The sequence below is a fragment of the Gilvimarinus sp. DA14 genome (genome assembly GCF_024204685.1).
Classification (GTDB): domain Bacteria; phylum Pseudomonadota; class Gammaproteobacteria; order Pseudomonadales; family Cellvibrionaceae; genus Gilvimarinus.
Genome location: NZ_CP100350.1, coordinates 1,275,821 through 1,291,035 on the forward strand (window position 1 = coordinate 1,275,821; position 15,215 = coordinate 1,291,035).

The 15,215-nt window shown below is 54.4% G+C and carries 15 protein-coding genes; 5 read left to right on the forward strand and 10 right to left on the reverse strand.

Going from position 1 to position 15,215, the window contains the following annotated elements; translation table 11 throughout:
- Position 1: 1 nt before the first annotated feature.
- From ybcJ to NHM04_RS05750, 8 genes are all read right to left on the reverse strand, one after another.
- Complete coding sequence (gene ybcJ, locus NHM04_RS05715; protein WP_254266036.1) at positions 2-217, reverse strand: ribosome-associated protein YbcJ; 216 nt, start codon at positions 215-217, stop codon at positions 2-4.
- Complete coding sequence (locus NHM04_RS05720) at positions 210-989, reverse strand: hypothetical protein (protein WP_254266037.1); 780 nt, start codon at positions 987-989, stop codon at positions 210-212. Before NHM04_RS05720 ends, ybcJ begins: the two co-directional genes overlap by 8 nt.
- A complete protein-coding gene (locus NHM04_RS05725; protein ID WP_254266038.1) occupies positions 982-2,142 on the reverse strand; it encodes an ABC transporter permease in 1,161 nt (386 codons plus the stop codon). Before NHM04_RS05725 ends, NHM04_RS05720 begins: the two co-directional genes overlap by 8 nt.
- A complete protein-coding gene (locus NHM04_RS05730; protein WP_254266039.1) occupies positions 2,132-2,863 on the reverse strand; it encodes an ATP-binding cassette domain-containing protein in 732 nt (243 codons plus the stop codon). The genes NHM04_RS05725 and NHM04_RS05730 overlap by 11 nt, the downstream gene beginning before the upstream one ends.
- Positions 2,856-4,337: an alpha/beta hydrolase gene (locus NHM04_RS05735; RefSeq protein WP_254266040.1), complete on the reverse strand. Its 1,482-nt coding sequence runs from the start codon at positions 4,335-4,337 to the stop codon at positions 2,856-2,858. Before NHM04_RS05735 ends, NHM04_RS05730 begins: the two co-directional genes overlap by 8 nt.
- Positions 4,338-4,465: 128 nt before the next feature.
- Positions 4,466-5,224 (reverse strand): CPBP family intramembrane glutamic endopeptidase, encoded by a 759-nt coding sequence (locus tag NHM04_RS05740; RefSeq protein ID WP_254266041.1) that lies wholly within the window; start codon positions 5,222-5,224, stop codon positions 4,466-4,468.
- A 121-nt stretch (positions 5,225-5,345) separates the two neighbouring features.
- Positions 5,346-5,948, reverse strand: coding sequence for an arylesterase (locus tag NHM04_RS05745; protein ID WP_254266042.1), 603 nt, complete (start codon positions 5,946-5,948; stop codon positions 5,346-5,348).
- A complete protein-coding gene (locus tag NHM04_RS05750) occupies positions 5,948-7,429 on the reverse strand; it encodes an AAA family ATPase (RefSeq protein ID WP_254266043.1) in 1,482 nt (493 codons plus the stop codon). Before NHM04_RS05750 ends, NHM04_RS05745 begins: the two co-directional genes overlap by 1 nt.
- A gap of 112 nt (positions 7,430-7,541) precedes the next feature.
- On the opposite strand from NHM04_RS05750, the gene NHM04_RS05755 reads away from it, so the two are divergent.
- The 3 genes from NHM04_RS05755 to NHM04_RS05765 are packed head-to-tail and all read left to right on the forward strand — an operon-like array spanning position 7,542 to position 9,264.
- Positions 7,542-8,273 carry a hypothetical protein gene (locus NHM04_RS05755; RefSeq protein ID WP_254266044.1) on the forward strand — a complete coding sequence of 244 codons (732 nt, stop codon included), beginning with the start codon at positions 7,542-7,544 and terminating at the stop codon, positions 8,271-8,273.
- Between the two features lie 33 nt (positions 8,274-8,306).
- Positions 8,307-8,945, forward strand: a complete 639-nt coding sequence (coq7, locus tag NHM04_RS05760) for a 2-polyprenyl-3-methyl-6-methoxy-1,4-benzoquinone monooxygenase (RefSeq protein ID WP_254266045.1) — start codon at positions 8,307-8,309, stop codon at positions 8,943-8,945.
- 49 nt (positions 8,946-8,994) lie between these two features.
- Complete coding sequence (locus tag NHM04_RS05765; RefSeq protein WP_254266046.1) at positions 8,995-9,264, forward strand: hypothetical protein; 270 nt, start codon at positions 8,995-8,997, stop codon at positions 9,262-9,264.
- 10 nt (positions 9,265-9,274) lie between these two features.
- On the opposite strand, the gene NHM04_RS05770 is transcribed toward NHM04_RS05765, so the two are convergent.
- On the reverse strand, positions 9,275-10,675 hold the full coding sequence (locus NHM04_RS05770; RefSeq protein ID WP_254266047.1) for a PLP-dependent aminotransferase family protein: 1,401 nt from the start codon (positions 10,673-10,675) through the stop codon (positions 9,275-9,277).
- Positions 10,676-10,871: 196 nt separating this feature from the next.
- On the opposite strand from NHM04_RS05770, the gene NHM04_RS05775 reads away from it, so the two are divergent.
- The gene (locus tag NHM04_RS05775) at positions 10,872-11,450 is read left to right on the forward strand and encodes a LysE family translocator (RefSeq protein WP_254266048.1); all 579 of its coding nucleotides are present in this window, start codon (positions 10,872-10,874) and stop codon (positions 11,448-11,450) included.
- Between the two features lie 158 nt (positions 11,451-11,608).
- Here the strand turns inward: NHM04_RS05775 and NHM04_RS05780 are convergent, their stop codons facing one another.
- Positions 11,609-12,589, reverse strand: a complete 981-nt coding sequence (locus NHM04_RS05780; RefSeq protein ID WP_254266049.1) for an alpha/beta fold hydrolase — start codon at positions 12,587-12,589, stop codon at positions 11,609-11,611.
- Between the two features lie 387 nt (positions 12,590-12,976).
- On the opposite strand from NHM04_RS05780, the gene NHM04_RS05785 reads away from it, so the two are divergent.
- The gene (locus NHM04_RS05785) at positions 12,977-15,205 is read left to right on the forward strand and encodes an alpha amylase C-terminal domain-containing protein (RefSeq protein ID WP_254266050.1); all 2,229 of its coding nucleotides are present in this window, start codon (positions 12,977-12,979) and stop codon (positions 15,203-15,205) included.
- The last annotated feature ends 10 nt before the right edge of the window (positions 15,206-15,215 follow it).

Here is a 15,215-nt window from a genome sequence, read left to right on the forward strand (position 1 = left end):
TTTACTCCACAACCGTAATGCTTTCACCGTTAAAGGAGACTTCTTGCCCGGCGGTAATTTTGCAACGCTTACGGGTTTCCACTACGCCATTCACGCTGACCATTCCCGCGTCAATAACCTGCTTGGCGACTGCACCGCTTTCAACCCAGCCCTCAACTTTAAGCAGGTTATTGAGGGTGATAAATTCACTACCCTCTAAATGAAAGGTGTTACTCATAATTTTGTACCTTGGAATAAAAATCACGCTTTAAGTTTGCCAACAGCTGGGGCCACAGCTCGCGCCATGATTGCCAATTGTGGCCGCCGTTAACGGTCGCACTGTTCGCAGCAGGCAGGCGCTCGGCCAACAACTGATTTGCGCGAAAGAAATCATCCTCGCGAGCCATACCCATATACCAATGCTGTCGAGCCGCCGGCTGTTGCGAATCGAGCCAGGGCCACAGGTTTTTCTCCTCGCCCCGAGCCTTGGCAGCTGCGCCCGGGTTGATATGGTGTTGGTAGTACTCGGGCTCGCCCAAATAGGGCGTGAGCAGTAAAACGGCGCCCAACTCGGGGCCGCCCGGGTCTGCACCAGCGAATTCGCGCCAGTATAGCAGAGCGCCAAAGCCGCCGAGCGATACACCCGCCAGGTGTACCCGCCGATAGCCCAGCGCTTGCGCCGGGAGCAGTACATCCTGGTGTAAGCGCTCGAGCAGTGTGCGTGAGCGATAGTAGTTAAAGTGCGCATTGACCACGACAACATCCAGCGGCAAGTCCACATGGGCAACTTGTGCAATCAGCCCTTCGCGGGTAAAGCGGTCAATGCTGTCACCCATGCCGGGCAGCATAATCAGCAGATCGCGCTGGCGGTGTGCTGGCGCCTGTGCCCTTAGCTGATAGCCGTTTTGTGCCGGGTAGTAGGCCTGCTCCATTGGCGCAGTAGGCTTTTGCAGGTAATAGCAGCCAGACAATAAAGCCAGGGTAACAAGCAACAGGGCGTGCTTAACCATAAACGATTTTCGCCCGTCGCAATTGACGCCCCGCCCCCCACAGCGCCAGCAAGGTGAGCGGTATTGCGCTCAACCAAAATGCCGGATACGCGAGTAACGGCGCTGCCTCTCCCAGCAGCAACCCTTTAAGTACCGTCTGGTGGCCCAGCATAGGCACCCACAGGTGCCAGCTCTGGTAGAGGCCCGGGTTGGTAATCATGATAAAAAACGGCACCATGGGCAGCAGGATTAAAAAGCCCATGTAAGTTTGCGCGTCTTTAAATGAACGCGACAGAATGCCCAGCGCCAGCTGCAAGGCGGCGGCGATAAAAGCCACGGGTATTAGCGCCACGAATATTCCCGCCATCGCCATAGGGCCTACCTCTACCCGCAACCCCATTTGATTAAAGGGTAAAAAGTACAGTGCGACAAACAGCAGTAGCAAACACAGTAGTACCACCGCCAAGGTGAGCAACACGGCGGTTGCCCATTTACCGACAATAAGCACTAAAGACGACACCGGGTTTATCAGCAATGGCTCCAGCGAGCGACGCTCGCGCTCTCCTGCGGTCATATCGGCGGCAAAGCCCATACTGCCCATCATCGCGCACATCAACAGCAGCAGCGGCACGCCCCCCAAAATAAGCCCGCCCATTTGTTGTTCACTGGCGACATTGGAGTCGCGAATCACTAAGGGGTTAATTAGCTTGGGGCTCAGGCCACGCGCCATTACATTTAACGCCGCCTCCATGCCATTGTACTGGTACAGCAGGCGACGAATTTCCCCCACAGGGCCATGCACATTTTGGTTGGAAGCGTTGTACACCAAAGTGGCACTGCGTGGTGCGCGCGGGTTGTCCGCCTCGACCTGCTCGAGTATTAACACGTAATCCAACTCGCCCTGCTCTACGGCGCCATAGGCATCATCGGGAGCGGCTTTGATATCCAGACTGTTTTCCCGCAGCCAATTGGTCAGGGCCTGATTGTTGCCCGCCACTGATAATTCGATATTGCGCTCCTCGGTGTTTTGAAAGTGAATCGCCATACCAATACCCATGGCAAAGAAAAACACCATATAAACCGGTGGCAGAAACGCGAGTTTCATCGCGCGCTTGTCGCGCACCGCGTCTTTAATTTCCTTTAAACACACGGCTTTAATTTGCTTAAACCACATACTCTGGCGCCTCCGACAGGGTCACAAATGCATCTTCCAAGCTGTTGCAACCGGCGGCAGCCACCACCTCCGCCACGGTACCGCCCGCCACCAATTTGCCACCGGCAATGACTAACACCCGATCGCACAAATTTTCCACTTCGTACATTAAATGGCTGGAAAACAATACCGAGCGCCCGGCCGCTTTTTGCTGGCGCAGCAGCTTGCGCACCGCGCGGGTGGTAATCACATCCAGACCGTTGGTAGGCTCGTCCAGCAAAATGTGTTTAGGTTTATGCACAATGGCCCTTGCCAGCGCGGTTTTCATGCGCTCGCCCAGCGAAAATCCATCGGCATAACGCCCTGCAATGCTTCCCATGCCTAAAATATCCATTAACTCGTCGCACGACTGATTCAACGCACTTTCGTCCATGCCTTGCAAGCGGCCAAAATACAAAATGTTCTCGCGGGCGGTTAGGCGTTTATACAAGCCGGCATTGTCGGGCAGCACGCCCAGCAGTGAGCGGGTGCGCTCGGGGTCGCTGACGGCGTTAATGCCGTCGATAAAAATCTCTCCTGCCGAGGGCTGCACTAGGCCGTAGGTCATTCGCATTAAGGTGGATTTACCCGCGCCGTTTAAACCCAGCAAACCTACAATTTCGCCGTCATTGATTTGCATGGATACGCCATCCAGCGCCGTGACCTTGCCAAAGTGTTTACTGACGTTATTGATTTCAATCATTGGAGACTCCGTGCAAAAATGACGGCATAGGGACAATGGCATCCATACACTTGACGCTGCGCTCACCAACTGCCAGGTCGCGAATAAATTCGGTCACCACACTACCGGCACAGGTTTGCAAGGTTACGCCGTGATGAGCACCAGTTGCCACCAAGTGCGTCGCGTTGGTGAGAGACTCAGCAACCTGAGTACCCCACTTGGGCGGCGTAACCGGGTCAGCGCGACCCGATAACAAAAGCACAGGCGCGTCGGATATCACAGGCGTGTAATAGTCGTCGCTTACCTCGGCAGCGGGCCAAAACTCGCAGGCCTGAAGCATGGTTGCCGCGAGGTCCACACCAAGGAAATCCTCGCGCTCGGGCAGTGGAGTTACCCCTGCATCCTCGTTGCACATAATGCTCAGGTGCATACCCATGGCGATATTCAACTGCGACTCATCCACCAGAAACTGACTTACTAGTGCCGCCACGGGCTGATAGTCGCCAGCGGCGGCGGCATGAATGGTAAAAGGTAAAAGCCTCGACATAATACGATCGTACAAAGCCATACGTACCAAAGCGGCAAACTTTTTAGCATCCAGCAGGATTGTTTCAGGCTCAGCGGTTAGTGGATTGGGAATGCTCAGCGTGACCGGATCGGCCAGCAACCTCTGGCCTACCTCTTTGGCCTGCCGCTCGATATTGCCGTAGCGCGAGCCGCAGTCATGGCGCGCCAGGCACTCATCGGACACGGTAGCCAGAGCATGATTGGCGCCCGCACCGATCACATAGGGAACTGACATAGTCGCGGGCGCCAAGCCATCCAACACCGCAGCGCGCAAGTTATGCGGGTATTTCGCCATGTACCGAAGGGCCACCCGTGTGCCGTAAGAGCCGCCCCACACATTAATCTGGCGATAGCCCAGTGCTTTGCGTACCTCATCTAAATCGGTAACCGCCTCGGCGGTAAGCATAAAAGGCGCACGCTGACTGTGCTGCTGCGCGCAGGCTTGCAGCTCGTTTAGAGTCTCGGCTTCTGAGTCGGCACTGAGTTGCGCCAGGGATAAGTTCTGCTTTAATTCGCAGTGTAAGGGGGATGACCCACCCGTGCCGCGCTGATCCACAAAAACAATATCGCGCTTTTTGCGCAGGTTAAAAAATACCGGCAAGAGCCGATCGGAAACATCGATAGCCGATTGGCCTGGGCCCCCGGCAATAATAAACACAGGATCCGGCTCGGCGGCTGCGCTGATCGCGGGCCAGCGCTTAATCGCAAGGCTTATCGTTTCGCCATCGTCTTGCTGATAATCCAGGGGCACTGACAATTGGCCACATTCTGCTCCGTTAACCACTGGCGGCGGCGCTTGCGGCTCGCGCGTACAGGCAGATAGCTCAAGGCTAAGCCCCTTTTTCTCTGCCTCTTGCTCAGCACAGGCGCCAAGCACCGTAGCCACTGCCGTGTAGAACAGAACTTTAAACAGCGTACTGGATTTCACTCATTCACTCCCGGCTATTGTCTTCAAATTGATTTAGGCGAGCACAACAATCAGGCTAGCGCTTTAAAAGCCGATGGAATTGCAACCAGATATCGGCTGCCACCTGCCCTATTAACAGTTTGAGATTTTCATGCCCAAAAAACCAATGCGATTACCGCAAAGGTATTATTTACGGTATGTATCAACCAAGGCGTTATTACTGAACCTGTACGTTCGCGGGCAACACCCAGCATAAGCGCCAGAACAAAAAGCTGCAGTAAAACCAGAGGATGGTACTGGCCCACGTGCAAAAGCACAAAAAGCGTACTGGTCAGCAATAAGGTGCCACTAAAACCCAACCAGCTCCGGCGCCAAGCCTTAAACAGATAGCCGCGAAATACCAGCTCTTCTAGAACCGGCGCGAGAAAAATGATCACAAAGCTCATCAGCAGGTTCTTGGAGCCCGCCATCTGGGCGATAAAATCATCCACGGGAATATCCACCCACTGATGCAAGATCACGCACAGCACTTGAAAAACGCCCCAAACGCCAAGCCATCGCGCCATAAATTTGAAGGCTACCGGGCGCAGCGCCAGAGTTTGCGACCAGTGCTGCTCGGGAAAATTCGAGGCTACAATAACCAGAGGCACCAGCACCGCAAACTGCGTAATATAAACAGCGGCAATCACATTAAGACTAAGGCCGTTGCTGCCCATTAGGGCGTCGACTTCCGCCGCCGACAAATTTGAATTATTAAACGAAAGGTAAACGCCGTAGCCGATAAAAAATACAAAGGCGGCGAGAAAAAATGCCACTGCAAAAAGCAGTAGCCAGGCCAGTGCGCGTTTTGGCGACGGTAATGCTGGGTTTTGATCAGTGGGGTCAATCGCTTGAGGTGGGCTCAACACACTGTCCTCTGTGTTATTAATATAGTGCTGTGCATTATACAATCAATTTACCGGTGTCTCGGGCCACTGATGATAAATCTCGACACGCCCAACCATCACCGGTGGTTTATAAACCCTGGCGCTAAAGCGCGCCGGAGTCTCGCAGCAGCTGGTTCACCTGCTCGGCCATTACACCATACCCAGCGGCGTTCGGATGCACTCTATCCGAGCGTAAAGCCGCCTCCCCCAGCACATCGGCAACCACATCCTCTAGCAAAGGGATGGCGTTCTGCTCGGCCAACTCAGCGTAAAGAGGTTCTTCACGCAATAGTAAAGAACGTTTGGGTACACCAATCAGCACCACCTGCACGCCTCGCGCGCGGGCAAGGTCAATCATCTGTTGCAGGTTATGCTGCATCGTTTGCATGTTAAGCGTGCGTAAAATGTCGTTACCGCCGTGGCACAGTAACAGCAAATCCGGTTGCACTTCGTCCAGCACCTCTGGCAGTCGCGCCAACCCCTCGGCCGAGACTTCACCGGGAATGCCACGATTAACCACTTTGCGGTCTATCAGGCGCGCCAGCTGCTGCGGATAACTCTGCCCTTCGCCTGCACCTGTGCCATGGGTTAGGCTGTCACCAAACGCGAGAATGACCGCATCTTGCGGCAGGTAATCGAGCTCAGGGGCAGGGGAACAGGCAACCAGAAACAGCCAAACAATAAAAATACTACAGCGCTGCAACATCACGCGGGCACCGTTCGCTCAGCGGCCCAATGGCGCAGGTGGGCAATTTTTTCCGACATCACCACCGCCAAGGGACTGGTGTTGCGGCACTGCTCGCTTATCAAGCCCGTGGTTACTTCCTCTCCCGTGCCCTGGGAGGCAAATACGGCGGCCACCACGGCCTGCTCAATTTCGGCACCGTTAAAACCGTCACTGACGTTGCTTAATGCGGTCAAATCGAACGCGCTGGCATCCAGTCCGCGCTTTTGCAAATGAATCGCAAAAATATCGGCGCGCACGGCGGCATCGGGCAAGTCGACAAAAAAGATTTCATCCAACCGGCCTTTGCGAATCAGCTCTGGTGGCAGGCGACTGATATCGTTACTGGTAGCGACAATAAACACTCTGCTGGGGCGTTCGGCCATCCAGGTGAGCAAAGTGCCCAATAGGCGCTGCGCCGTGCCATTGTCCGAGGACTCCTGACTCATGGCCTTCTCGATTTCATCCATCCACAATACGCAGGGCGACATGGCATCGGCCAGCTGCAGGGCCTCGCGCAGATTGCGCTCGGTCTCGCCAATGTATTTATTGAACAAGGCGCCCATATCCAGACGCAGCAATGCCAAGCCCCACATACCGGCCACAGCCTTGGCTGCCAGGCTTTTACCACCGCCCTGTACGCCCAGCAGCAAAATGCCCTTGGGTTTATCCAGGCTGGCGTCATCCTGCACAAAGGCCTCTCGCCGCTGCTCTAACCAGCGCTTTAAATTATGCAGACCACCGACATTAGCGAAGTCATCCACTTCGGTTTCAAAACTGACAATACCCTCTAAATCCAGCAGCTGAAACTTGCTTTTGTTAATACGCGGTAAATCGTCCGCCGAGATCGCGCCGTCATCCCAAATAGCCGCGCGTACCAGGCGGCGTACATCGCTCACGCTCAATCCCTGCAGGGTTGCCACCAGCTTTTTCAAAGTGACATTGTCGGTTTTGATTCGCGCATCGCCGTGTTTTTGCGACCACAGCCGCGCCTCTTCGCGCACCAGTTCAAGAATTTTATTGTCACTGGGCAGAGGCATGGAGAACCCCGTAGCGTAGCGAGACAACTCTTGCGGTAGCTTTAAGCGATGGCTGACAAAAATTAACGTATTCGGCACTGCCAGATGATTGAGGGCAATATCCTTTATCAAGCGCACAATTTCTGGTTGCTCTTGCAGATAAGGGTGAAAATCACACAGCACATAAATGCAGGCCTCGTGCGAGGCTTTAATATGCCGCAACAGCTCAACCGGTTCGTTATATTTGGTTTCTTTGGCCGCTAACTGGGGGCCAAAACTTAACGTCGACAAACCGTCGGTGATACTCCAGCGTGCCAGCTTGGCAAAGCGCTCGCGCGCTACTGCCAGCAGCATTTCCTCCACCTTTTTTTCTTCGAATGTCTCTACCACCACCAGTGGAATACTGGCGTCCATAATTTGCTTGATTTCCGTAATCGACTGCACGATGTGCTCCTGATTTTTGTTTTACTCTGGCCGCAATGTCATGAGGGTGCAACTTGACTGAAAGACTATAGCCGCTAGAATCTCTACTCCATTGCTACCCGGCCGGATCGTTGTGATTGCTTACCTTACCTTATTAATCGGGTTATTTACCGCCTTCGACGCTCACCCCCAGCCTAGCTCGGCCACTCCCACCATTGTTTTTACTTGCTCTGTAGCCAAGGAAATTCCCAGCCTTAAAATCCTTGAAAGTTACTATCGCGAAGCCTTTGCCGCTTTGGGCTATGGTTTTGAGATGCAACATCGCCCCTCTAAGCGCTCGCTAGCCGAGGCCCGCTCCGGCATGAGCGATGGTGAATGCGCACGTGTTACCGAGCATTTCACCCAAGGCAGCAGCCAAGACGATCACCTGATTCCGATCCCAGTAGTAGTCGCAAGCTCCACTATTAATATCTGGAGCCGTAAACCGGGTCAAATATCCATCGGCCAATTGATGCGCCCAGAAAACAACATCTGCTATGTCTCGGGCAGTAATGCCGGCCCTGACTGGCTTAGACAGCATGTATCAGCCGCCGCGGACACTGCCCCCACCACCTTTGCGGTGACCAATTATGAGACAGGTCTGCGTATGCTCTCTTTTGGCCGGATCACCCATTGCATTGGCCCACAAATCTCGCTTTTGGCTGCAGCGCAAAAAACCAGCCTCAGCGGCCAGGTGTTTAATAACGGCGAACTTTTCTCAATAGACGCTGGACCACTACTCAATGTCAAACATAAAGACATGGCTGCAGATTTTACCCGAGAGCTGCAGAAGGTAGTGGACAAACATGGCATACTAACCCAGTAAACGGACCCCTTTAAAACTGGAGGCTATGCCGCGATGCGCCAGCATTCCATACTGGATCAACTAGTACTCAAAGCCGACCGCACCTTAAAAGCCATGGCGGGCGGACGGCCGGTTAAAACCCGCCCGAGCCCGGCAAGCGAGCTGGCCGAACCGGAGCTTAGCAGTAACGAGAAACGCCACGCCGCGGGGCTGATGCGCGTCAATCACGCCGGCGAAGTGTGTGCCCAGGGGTTGTACGAAGGCCAGGCGCTCACGGCGAAGCTGCCCGAGGTACGCGAGCAAATGCAAGAGGCCGCAGACGAGGAAGAAGACCACCTTTTCTGGTGCCAGCAACGCCTGGATGAACTCGGCAGTCACACCAGCTACTTGAACCCTCTATGGTACGGCGCCTCCTTTGCCATTGGTGCCACGGCAGGCTTCATCAGCGACAGAATCAGCCTGGGCTTTGTCGCCGCCACCGAAGAGCAGGTGTGCAAACATCTGGAATCTCACCTTAAAAGCCTGCCCCCAGCCGACAACAAATCCCGCATTGTGGTTGAGCAAATGCTGGACGACGAGGCCCGCCACGCCCACACCGCCATAGAGGCCGGTGGAGTGCGTTTTCCGGCGCCGGTCAAAGCCACTATGACGCTCACATCTAAAGCCATGACAGTGGCGAGCTATTACTTGTGAGGCAAAACGCTGAGCCGATAGCCGCCTAAGGCCAACAGGAGCCGCCCTTGTGCTGCACTATTTAAAAATTTTCAGCTGGCTGTTATTTACCTTCGCGGTGGTGGGCTTAGTTGCGCTGCTGGCCGGTCTCGAGCCGACCATGACCAGCGTCTATAAGGCCACTTGGCTGCTGGTACTGCAAACGCTGATCGCCTCAGTGCTATTGCTGGGCTTTAAGTTTTATCGCCAGGGTAAAATATCGCAGAAGCTGTTGCTCTACAGTGGCTGGACGCTGATTGCCGTGTTGGTGATTGCAGGGCAGATCTGGATTAATCTTTAAACCATTATGCTTAGTCGGCCAGCAATTTTGCCAGGGTCAACAGCCCCCGCTCGACCCGGGCGTCCCACTTCACCGCACAGTTCAGGCGCAGGCAATTGCCAAACTTACCCGTAGCGGAAAACAAACTGCCCGGAGCAAAACTCACGCCCTCGGCCATAGCGGCCTCCAGACGTTCAGAGGTGTTCACCCGGCCCGGCAACTCTACCCAGAGCACAAACCCGCCGGCAGGGCGACTGATACGGGTATCGGCCGGAAATAACTGACTCACCCGGTCAATCATACGCGCCACAGCATGCGCGTATTCGCCACACATACCGCGAATCAGCCTCTGGTAGCGGCTTTTGTCCAGCACTTCGGCCAGTGCCAGCTGCGCCGGCGAGTTTACACTGACGGTATTGATAAACTGCAGATATTCGGCACGCTTGATATTCTTACCGGGTACTAACCAACCGACCCGCAAACCCGCCGCCAGGGTTTTCGATGACGAGGAGCAGTAGTACACCAAACCTTGCGTATCCCAGCTTTTAATCGGCCTTGGCCTGGGGCCGTTTAACGGCAACTCACCGTAAATATCGTCTTCCACCAAAGGCACATTGTGCTTCGTAAGCAACCGCAATAGTGCTTGCTTACGCTCGTCCGATAAGCACACCCCCAGAGGGTTGGAGAAGCTTGGCACAAACACGCAGGCAGCTACCGGCCAGCTCTCCAGCGCCAACTCCAGCGCCCCCAAAGACAAACCCTCGGTCGGGTCGGTGGGGATTTCCAGCGCTTTTAATCCCAGCTGCTCCACAACCTGCAACAGGCCATAGTAAGTCGGCGATTCCAACACCACGATGTCGCCGGGTTGGGTGATTTGCTTTAGCGCAATGGCAATAGATTCCTGACAACTGTTGGTTATTAATACCTGCTCGGGCGTTACCCGGCACTGCAAGCTCGCCAAATGTCGCGCAATATGGGCCCGTAATTCCGGCGCCCCCGGGGGAAATTCATAGCCCACACAGCGCCGGCGCTGCTCGCGCCATACCTGGCGAAAAGCTTTTTCAATGACGTTGATGGGTAAAAAATCCGCCGCTGGAATCGCGGTGCCCAAATTAACCATCTGCGGGTTATTGGCACCCTGCACCAGCTGCAGCACTCGCTCTTGCCCCGACACGGGCTTAGGCGTTTTGCTCACCGAGCGAATACGCGGCGGCTTGTGCTTAGAGAGTGCCTGACGCACAAAATAGCCTGAGCGTGGGCGCGCCTCCAGCAAGCCGCGGCGCTCCAGTTCCTGGCATGCGTTCACAGCGGTAGAAACACTGACTTTATGCTGCTGACTGAGCTTGCGCACGCCGGGCAAGGCCGAGCCAGGCGGATAAATTTCATCGTCAATTAAGGTCTGCAGCCGATTAGCCAGCTCGCGATACAGCATAAGATACCTCGCTACTCAGGTTGCTAAAGTCTACGCCAGCTTTCACTTAGCGAGCAGTACAGTTGCCGCCGGGACGGGCAGTACAGAACACCAAAGAATAAAACTGTACCGCATCAAGATACTTTTTGTGAATCTGTATCGATCAAGGCGAACCACTTACTCTGATACCTGTTGCACCACAATCAGGGAAGCGAGCATGAACGAAACACTGTTAACTCAACTTGGAATTATTGCAGTAATGGTCGGCACCCCCGGCCCGAACAACTTTCTACTGATGAACTCCGGGGTCAACTTCGGGGTACGGCGCTCTTTACCTTTGCTCACGGGTATTATCGGTGGCTGCCTGGTGATGTTGCTGGCGCTGGCCACCGGCTTGGAGCAGTTATTTGAACGCTACCCCGTAAGTCTGACCTTGATGCGTATTGCAAGTGCGGGCTTTCTCGCTTACTTGGTGGTGAGACTGCTAAAAAGTTCGGCCGCCACCAGCAACAGCCCGCACAAGCTAGCGCCCCTTAGCTTTTGGCAAGGTGCAGCCTTTCAGTGGGTTAACCCCAAAGCCTGGATGATGTGCCTATCACTCATTACCGCGGGCTTCAGCGAGGCTCCACTGGGGTTACTGCTGCCGCTGTTTGCCCTGACCGCACTACCCTTATTGTTGGCGTGGAACTTGGGCGGGGTCGCACTTCGCAACTGGCTGGCTAAAGGCAGCAGACTGGTATGGTTTAATCGCACAATGGCGCTGTTGTTAGCCGCCTGTGTGGCGATGATTTTTTAAGTGAACGCTGGACACTGGACGCTGGACGCTGGACGCTGGACGCTGGACGCTGGACGCTGGACGCTGGACGCTAAAAAGTGCAGTGCACCCCGGCTCCATCTGACAATAACTATAGTGATACGGGCAAACTGAATTTGCCTGTATCACTTTTTAAAAACTTAGAAAATCTCGTTGAGAATTTTTTGGTAGCGCTCGAAAGCCTCAAACTGAGGCATATGCCCCACGTCAGCCAACTCGTGTAGCGTGGCATTGGGAATGCGCTCAGCGGCAGCTTTGCCGAGTTTGTCATATTGACCCAGGGTTCGAGTCACGCCCGGCTTTTTCCAGTTTCGTCCGGGGCCTGTGGTATCGCGGGTGCCGATGATTAAATGCACCGGCATGCTGAACTGGTCAAATTCGTTAATCACCGCGCCGGTAAAAATCACATCGTAAGTCTGGGCGTTATTCCAGGCCACCTGCTCCCAGTCTGGGCCGTTTATCCAGCCTTTGTGAATCGTGGTGAGGGCTTCATAGTCGTCGCTCCATTTGCCGTCATAATAGTTCTTTTTTTGGTAAGCAATCACATCGGCAGCGGTTTTCTGCAATTCGTTTTTATAGAAAAACTCAGGGTCTTTGTACTCGACGTATTTTAGATAATCTTCCAGCCCGACGGGATTCACCAAAACCAGTTTTTGCACCTGATCGGCATAATTCAACGCATAGCGACTGGCAAGCATACCGCCCATGGAATGTCCCATCACCACTAAGTCACTGATGCCCAACTCTTGTACCAACTCGTGCGTATTAGCGACCAGCGCCTCGGCACTAAACTGATAGTGCGCCGGTTTGGATGATTTGCCAAAACCAATTTGATCGGGCATTAACACCCCATAGCCACGCTCGCGCAGGACCTCGGCGGTGCCCTGCCAGTAATCGGCGGCAAAGTTTTTACCGTGCATTAGAAGCACCGTAGGCTTGCCCTTTTCGGCGGGTAAATGCATATAAGCCATTTCCAGTGTTTGCCGCTGGGTTTGCAACTCAAACTGCTGCACCGGATACGGATAGTCGTATTGGCTTAAGCGCGCATCGAAGGACGGCTCAGCCGCCTGAGCCAGCACAGAGAATAACCATATGACTATTATGGCGGCGGATGCTCTCATAAAAACTCCCGTAAAAACTTGATTGAACTCAGTCTCAAAATACCAGTTTGTCAGTGTACACTCTGTGAATGATTCGTTTGATTTACAAAACCTTTTACAGCCTAACTGCTCACCTGACTCAGGTCGCCACGCATTGTGTGAGTCAACCTCAGAGCAACGGATTGCTCTGCCTCAGATGCACTGACCAAGTGGCTTATTTGACACCTAATATTACCTGCATACGTATTCAATTACCTTGCATACGTATGCATCTTGGAGTCTAACCGTTTACAGACTTAGCTTTTGCACCGGCATTTACAAAACCTAACATGCCGGCAGTTCTTTGTTTTCACGTCCGTGTCATATCTGCCTTCAAGACAATAATCATAATGAATTGGAGAACCTGAGATGAAATTAAAACAGTCTGTAAAAATGCTAAGTTCCGCAGCCGCCCTTTTGGCCGCCAGCCAAAGCGCCTCGGCAGGCAGTGCCTTTGTGCACTTATTTGAGTGGAGCTGGAACGATATCGCCCAGGAGTGCGAAACCTTTTTAGGCCCCAAAGGCTTCGATGCGGTACAGATTTCACCGCCCAGCGAGCATGTGAATATCTCCCAGTGGTGGGCGCGCTATCAGCCTATCACCTACCAAAACCTGACCAGTCGCAGCGGCACCGAAACCGAGCTGCAAAACATGATCAACCGCTGCCACGCCGCAGGGGTAAAAATTTACGCGGATATCGTCGTCAACCAAATGGCGAATAATCTCGACGGCGGCAACACCGGCATAGGCGGCACACCCTGGTCGCCGCGAAATTACCCTGAATTCGGTCCGCAGCACTTTCACCCCAGCTGCGATACCAATTACGGCGATGCCAACTCGGTATGGAGCTGCGAGTTGTACGGCATGCCGGATCTGGACCACAGCCTGCCCTACGTACGCGACACCATCGGTGCCTACATTAAGCGCTTAAGCGACATGGGGGTCGACGGCTTTCGCATTGATGCCTCAAAACACATGCCGCCTGCGGACATTCAGGGATTCTTAAACGCCGCCGGTAACCCCTGGGTCTTTTTAGAGGTGATTGGCGCCGCCGGTGAGGCCTCGGAAATTCAACCGCCTAATTACACCTACTTGGGCCCTGTCACCGAAATGGGCTATGGCACGGCCGTGGCCGGTAACTTTAATGGCCAGATCAAACACCTGCTTAACCTGGGGGAAAGCTGGGGCCTGCTGCCATCCAACGATGCGTTGGTGTTTATCGATAACCACGACCGCGAGCGCGGCCACGGCGGCAATGGCAATTTAACCTATCACAGTGGCGCTAAGTACAATCTCGCCAATGTGTTTATGCTCGCCTACCCCTATGGCTACCCCAAAGTGATGTCCAGCTACCAGTTTGACCCCAACACCACGGCGGGCACAGATATGGGTCCACCCGCACCCGGCGGCTGCGATGCCAACGGTTGGGTGTGCCAGCACCGCTGGGGCAACATTGCCAATATGGTGGGCTTTAGAAACTACACCCTTGATGCCTGGAGCCTGGATAACGCCGTGACCATCAGCGATAACGCCATTGCCTTTGGGCGCGGCGATAAAGGCTTTGTGGTCATCAATAACGAAAGCCAGAGCATCAGCGAGACACTCTACACCGGCATGCCCGAGGGCAGCTATTGCGATATTCTCGCCGGGGAAGACGAGTGCAGCGGAACCCTTATTCAGGTGGATGCCAGCGGCAATGCCACCTTCAATGTGCCCGCCGAATCGGCCTCGGCCATTCACGGCGGTGCCGTACCGGGCGGTAACCAAACCCCGACCGCCCAGATTATCGCCGCGCCCGGCACCGAGGTTTCGGTGGGCACTCAGGTCACCCTGGACGCTTCCGGCTCCAGCGATCCAGACGGCAGTATTGTCTCTTATCAATGGAGCACCGGTGCGAGCAGCGCCGCCATCAGCGTTACACCGCAAAGTGCGGGCAGCACCACCTACACCGTGACGGTGACCGATAACCAGGGCGCCACTGACGACGAGAGCCTTACCATCAGCGCCACCGATGGCGGCGCGGCCAGCAATTTTGAACAGCTGTATTTTCGCGGCACCGCCAATAGCTGGGACACCACGGCAATGAGCTTAGTGGCCGATTACACCTGGCAAACCGAGGTGTATTTTGATGGCCAGGCGAACCAGCGATTTAAATTCGATGTGTTTGGCGACTGGAGCTATAACTTTGGTGACAATGGCGCCGACGGTACGCTGGAGCAAACCGGTGGGGATATTTTTACCAACGTGATCGGCCACTACCAAGTCACGGTTAACGACCAGCAGCTGACCTACCAACTGCAACCCTTGGACGGGTTTAGCAGTAACTGGAGCGGCGTGTATGTGCGCGGTACCTTCAACAACTGGGGCTGCACCGCCATGACACTGGTGGATGACAATACCTGGGCGGCCTCGGTCACTCTGGATGGGCAGAGCAACCAGCGCTACAAGTTCGATCGCCACTGCGACTGGAGTGATAACTACGGTGACAACAACGCCGATGGCAGCTTGGAGACTAACGGTGCGGATATTTTTGATGCCAGTAACGGCGTTAAAACCCTGCAACTAAATGATGCCAGCCTGACCCACGCACGTTTTTAAAAACGCGTAA

What these genes read in the sequence shown, in the direction of transcription:
- NHM04_RS05785 (WP_254266050.1), top strand. Translation starts at nt 12,977, where the DNA reads ATGAAATTAAAACAGTCTGTAAAAATGCTAAGTTCCGCAGCCGCCCTT.
- NHM04_RS05780 (WP_254266049.1), bottom strand. Translation starts at nt 12,589, where the DNA reads ATGAGAGCATCCGCCGCCATAATAGTCATATGGTTATTCTCTGTGCTG.
- NHM04_RS05775 (WP_254266048.1), top strand. Translation starts at nt 10,872, where the DNA reads ATGAACGAAACACTGTTAACTCAACTTGGAATTATTGCAGTAATGGTC.
- NHM04_RS05770 (WP_254266047.1), bottom strand. Translation starts at nt 10,675, where the DNA reads ATGCTGTATCGCGAGCTGGCTAATCGGCTGCAGACCTTAATTGACGAT.
- NHM04_RS05725 (WP_254266038.1), bottom strand. Translation starts at nt 2,142, where the DNA reads ATGTGGTTTAAGCAAATTAAAGCCGTGTGTTTAAAGGAAATTAAAGAC.
- ybcJ (WP_254266036.1), bottom strand. Translation starts at nt 217, where the DNA reads ATGAGTAACACCTTTCATTTAGAGGGTAGTGAATTTATCACCCTCAAT.
- coq7 (WP_254266045.1), top strand. Translation starts at nt 8,307, where the DNA reads ATGCGCCAGCATTCCATACTGGATCAACTAGTACTCAAAGCCGACCGC.
- NHM04_RS05730 (WP_254266039.1), bottom strand. Translation starts at nt 2,863, where the DNA reads ATGATTGAAATCAATAACGTCAGTAAACACTTTGGCAAGGTCACGGCG.
- NHM04_RS05745 (WP_254266042.1), bottom strand. Translation starts at nt 5,948, where the DNA reads ATGTTGCAGCGCTGTAGTATTTTTATTGTTTGGCTGTTTCTGGTTGCC.
- NHM04_RS05720 (WP_254266037.1), bottom strand. Translation starts at nt 989, where the DNA reads ATGGTTAAGCACGCCCTGTTGCTTGTTACCCTGGCTTTATTGTCTGGC.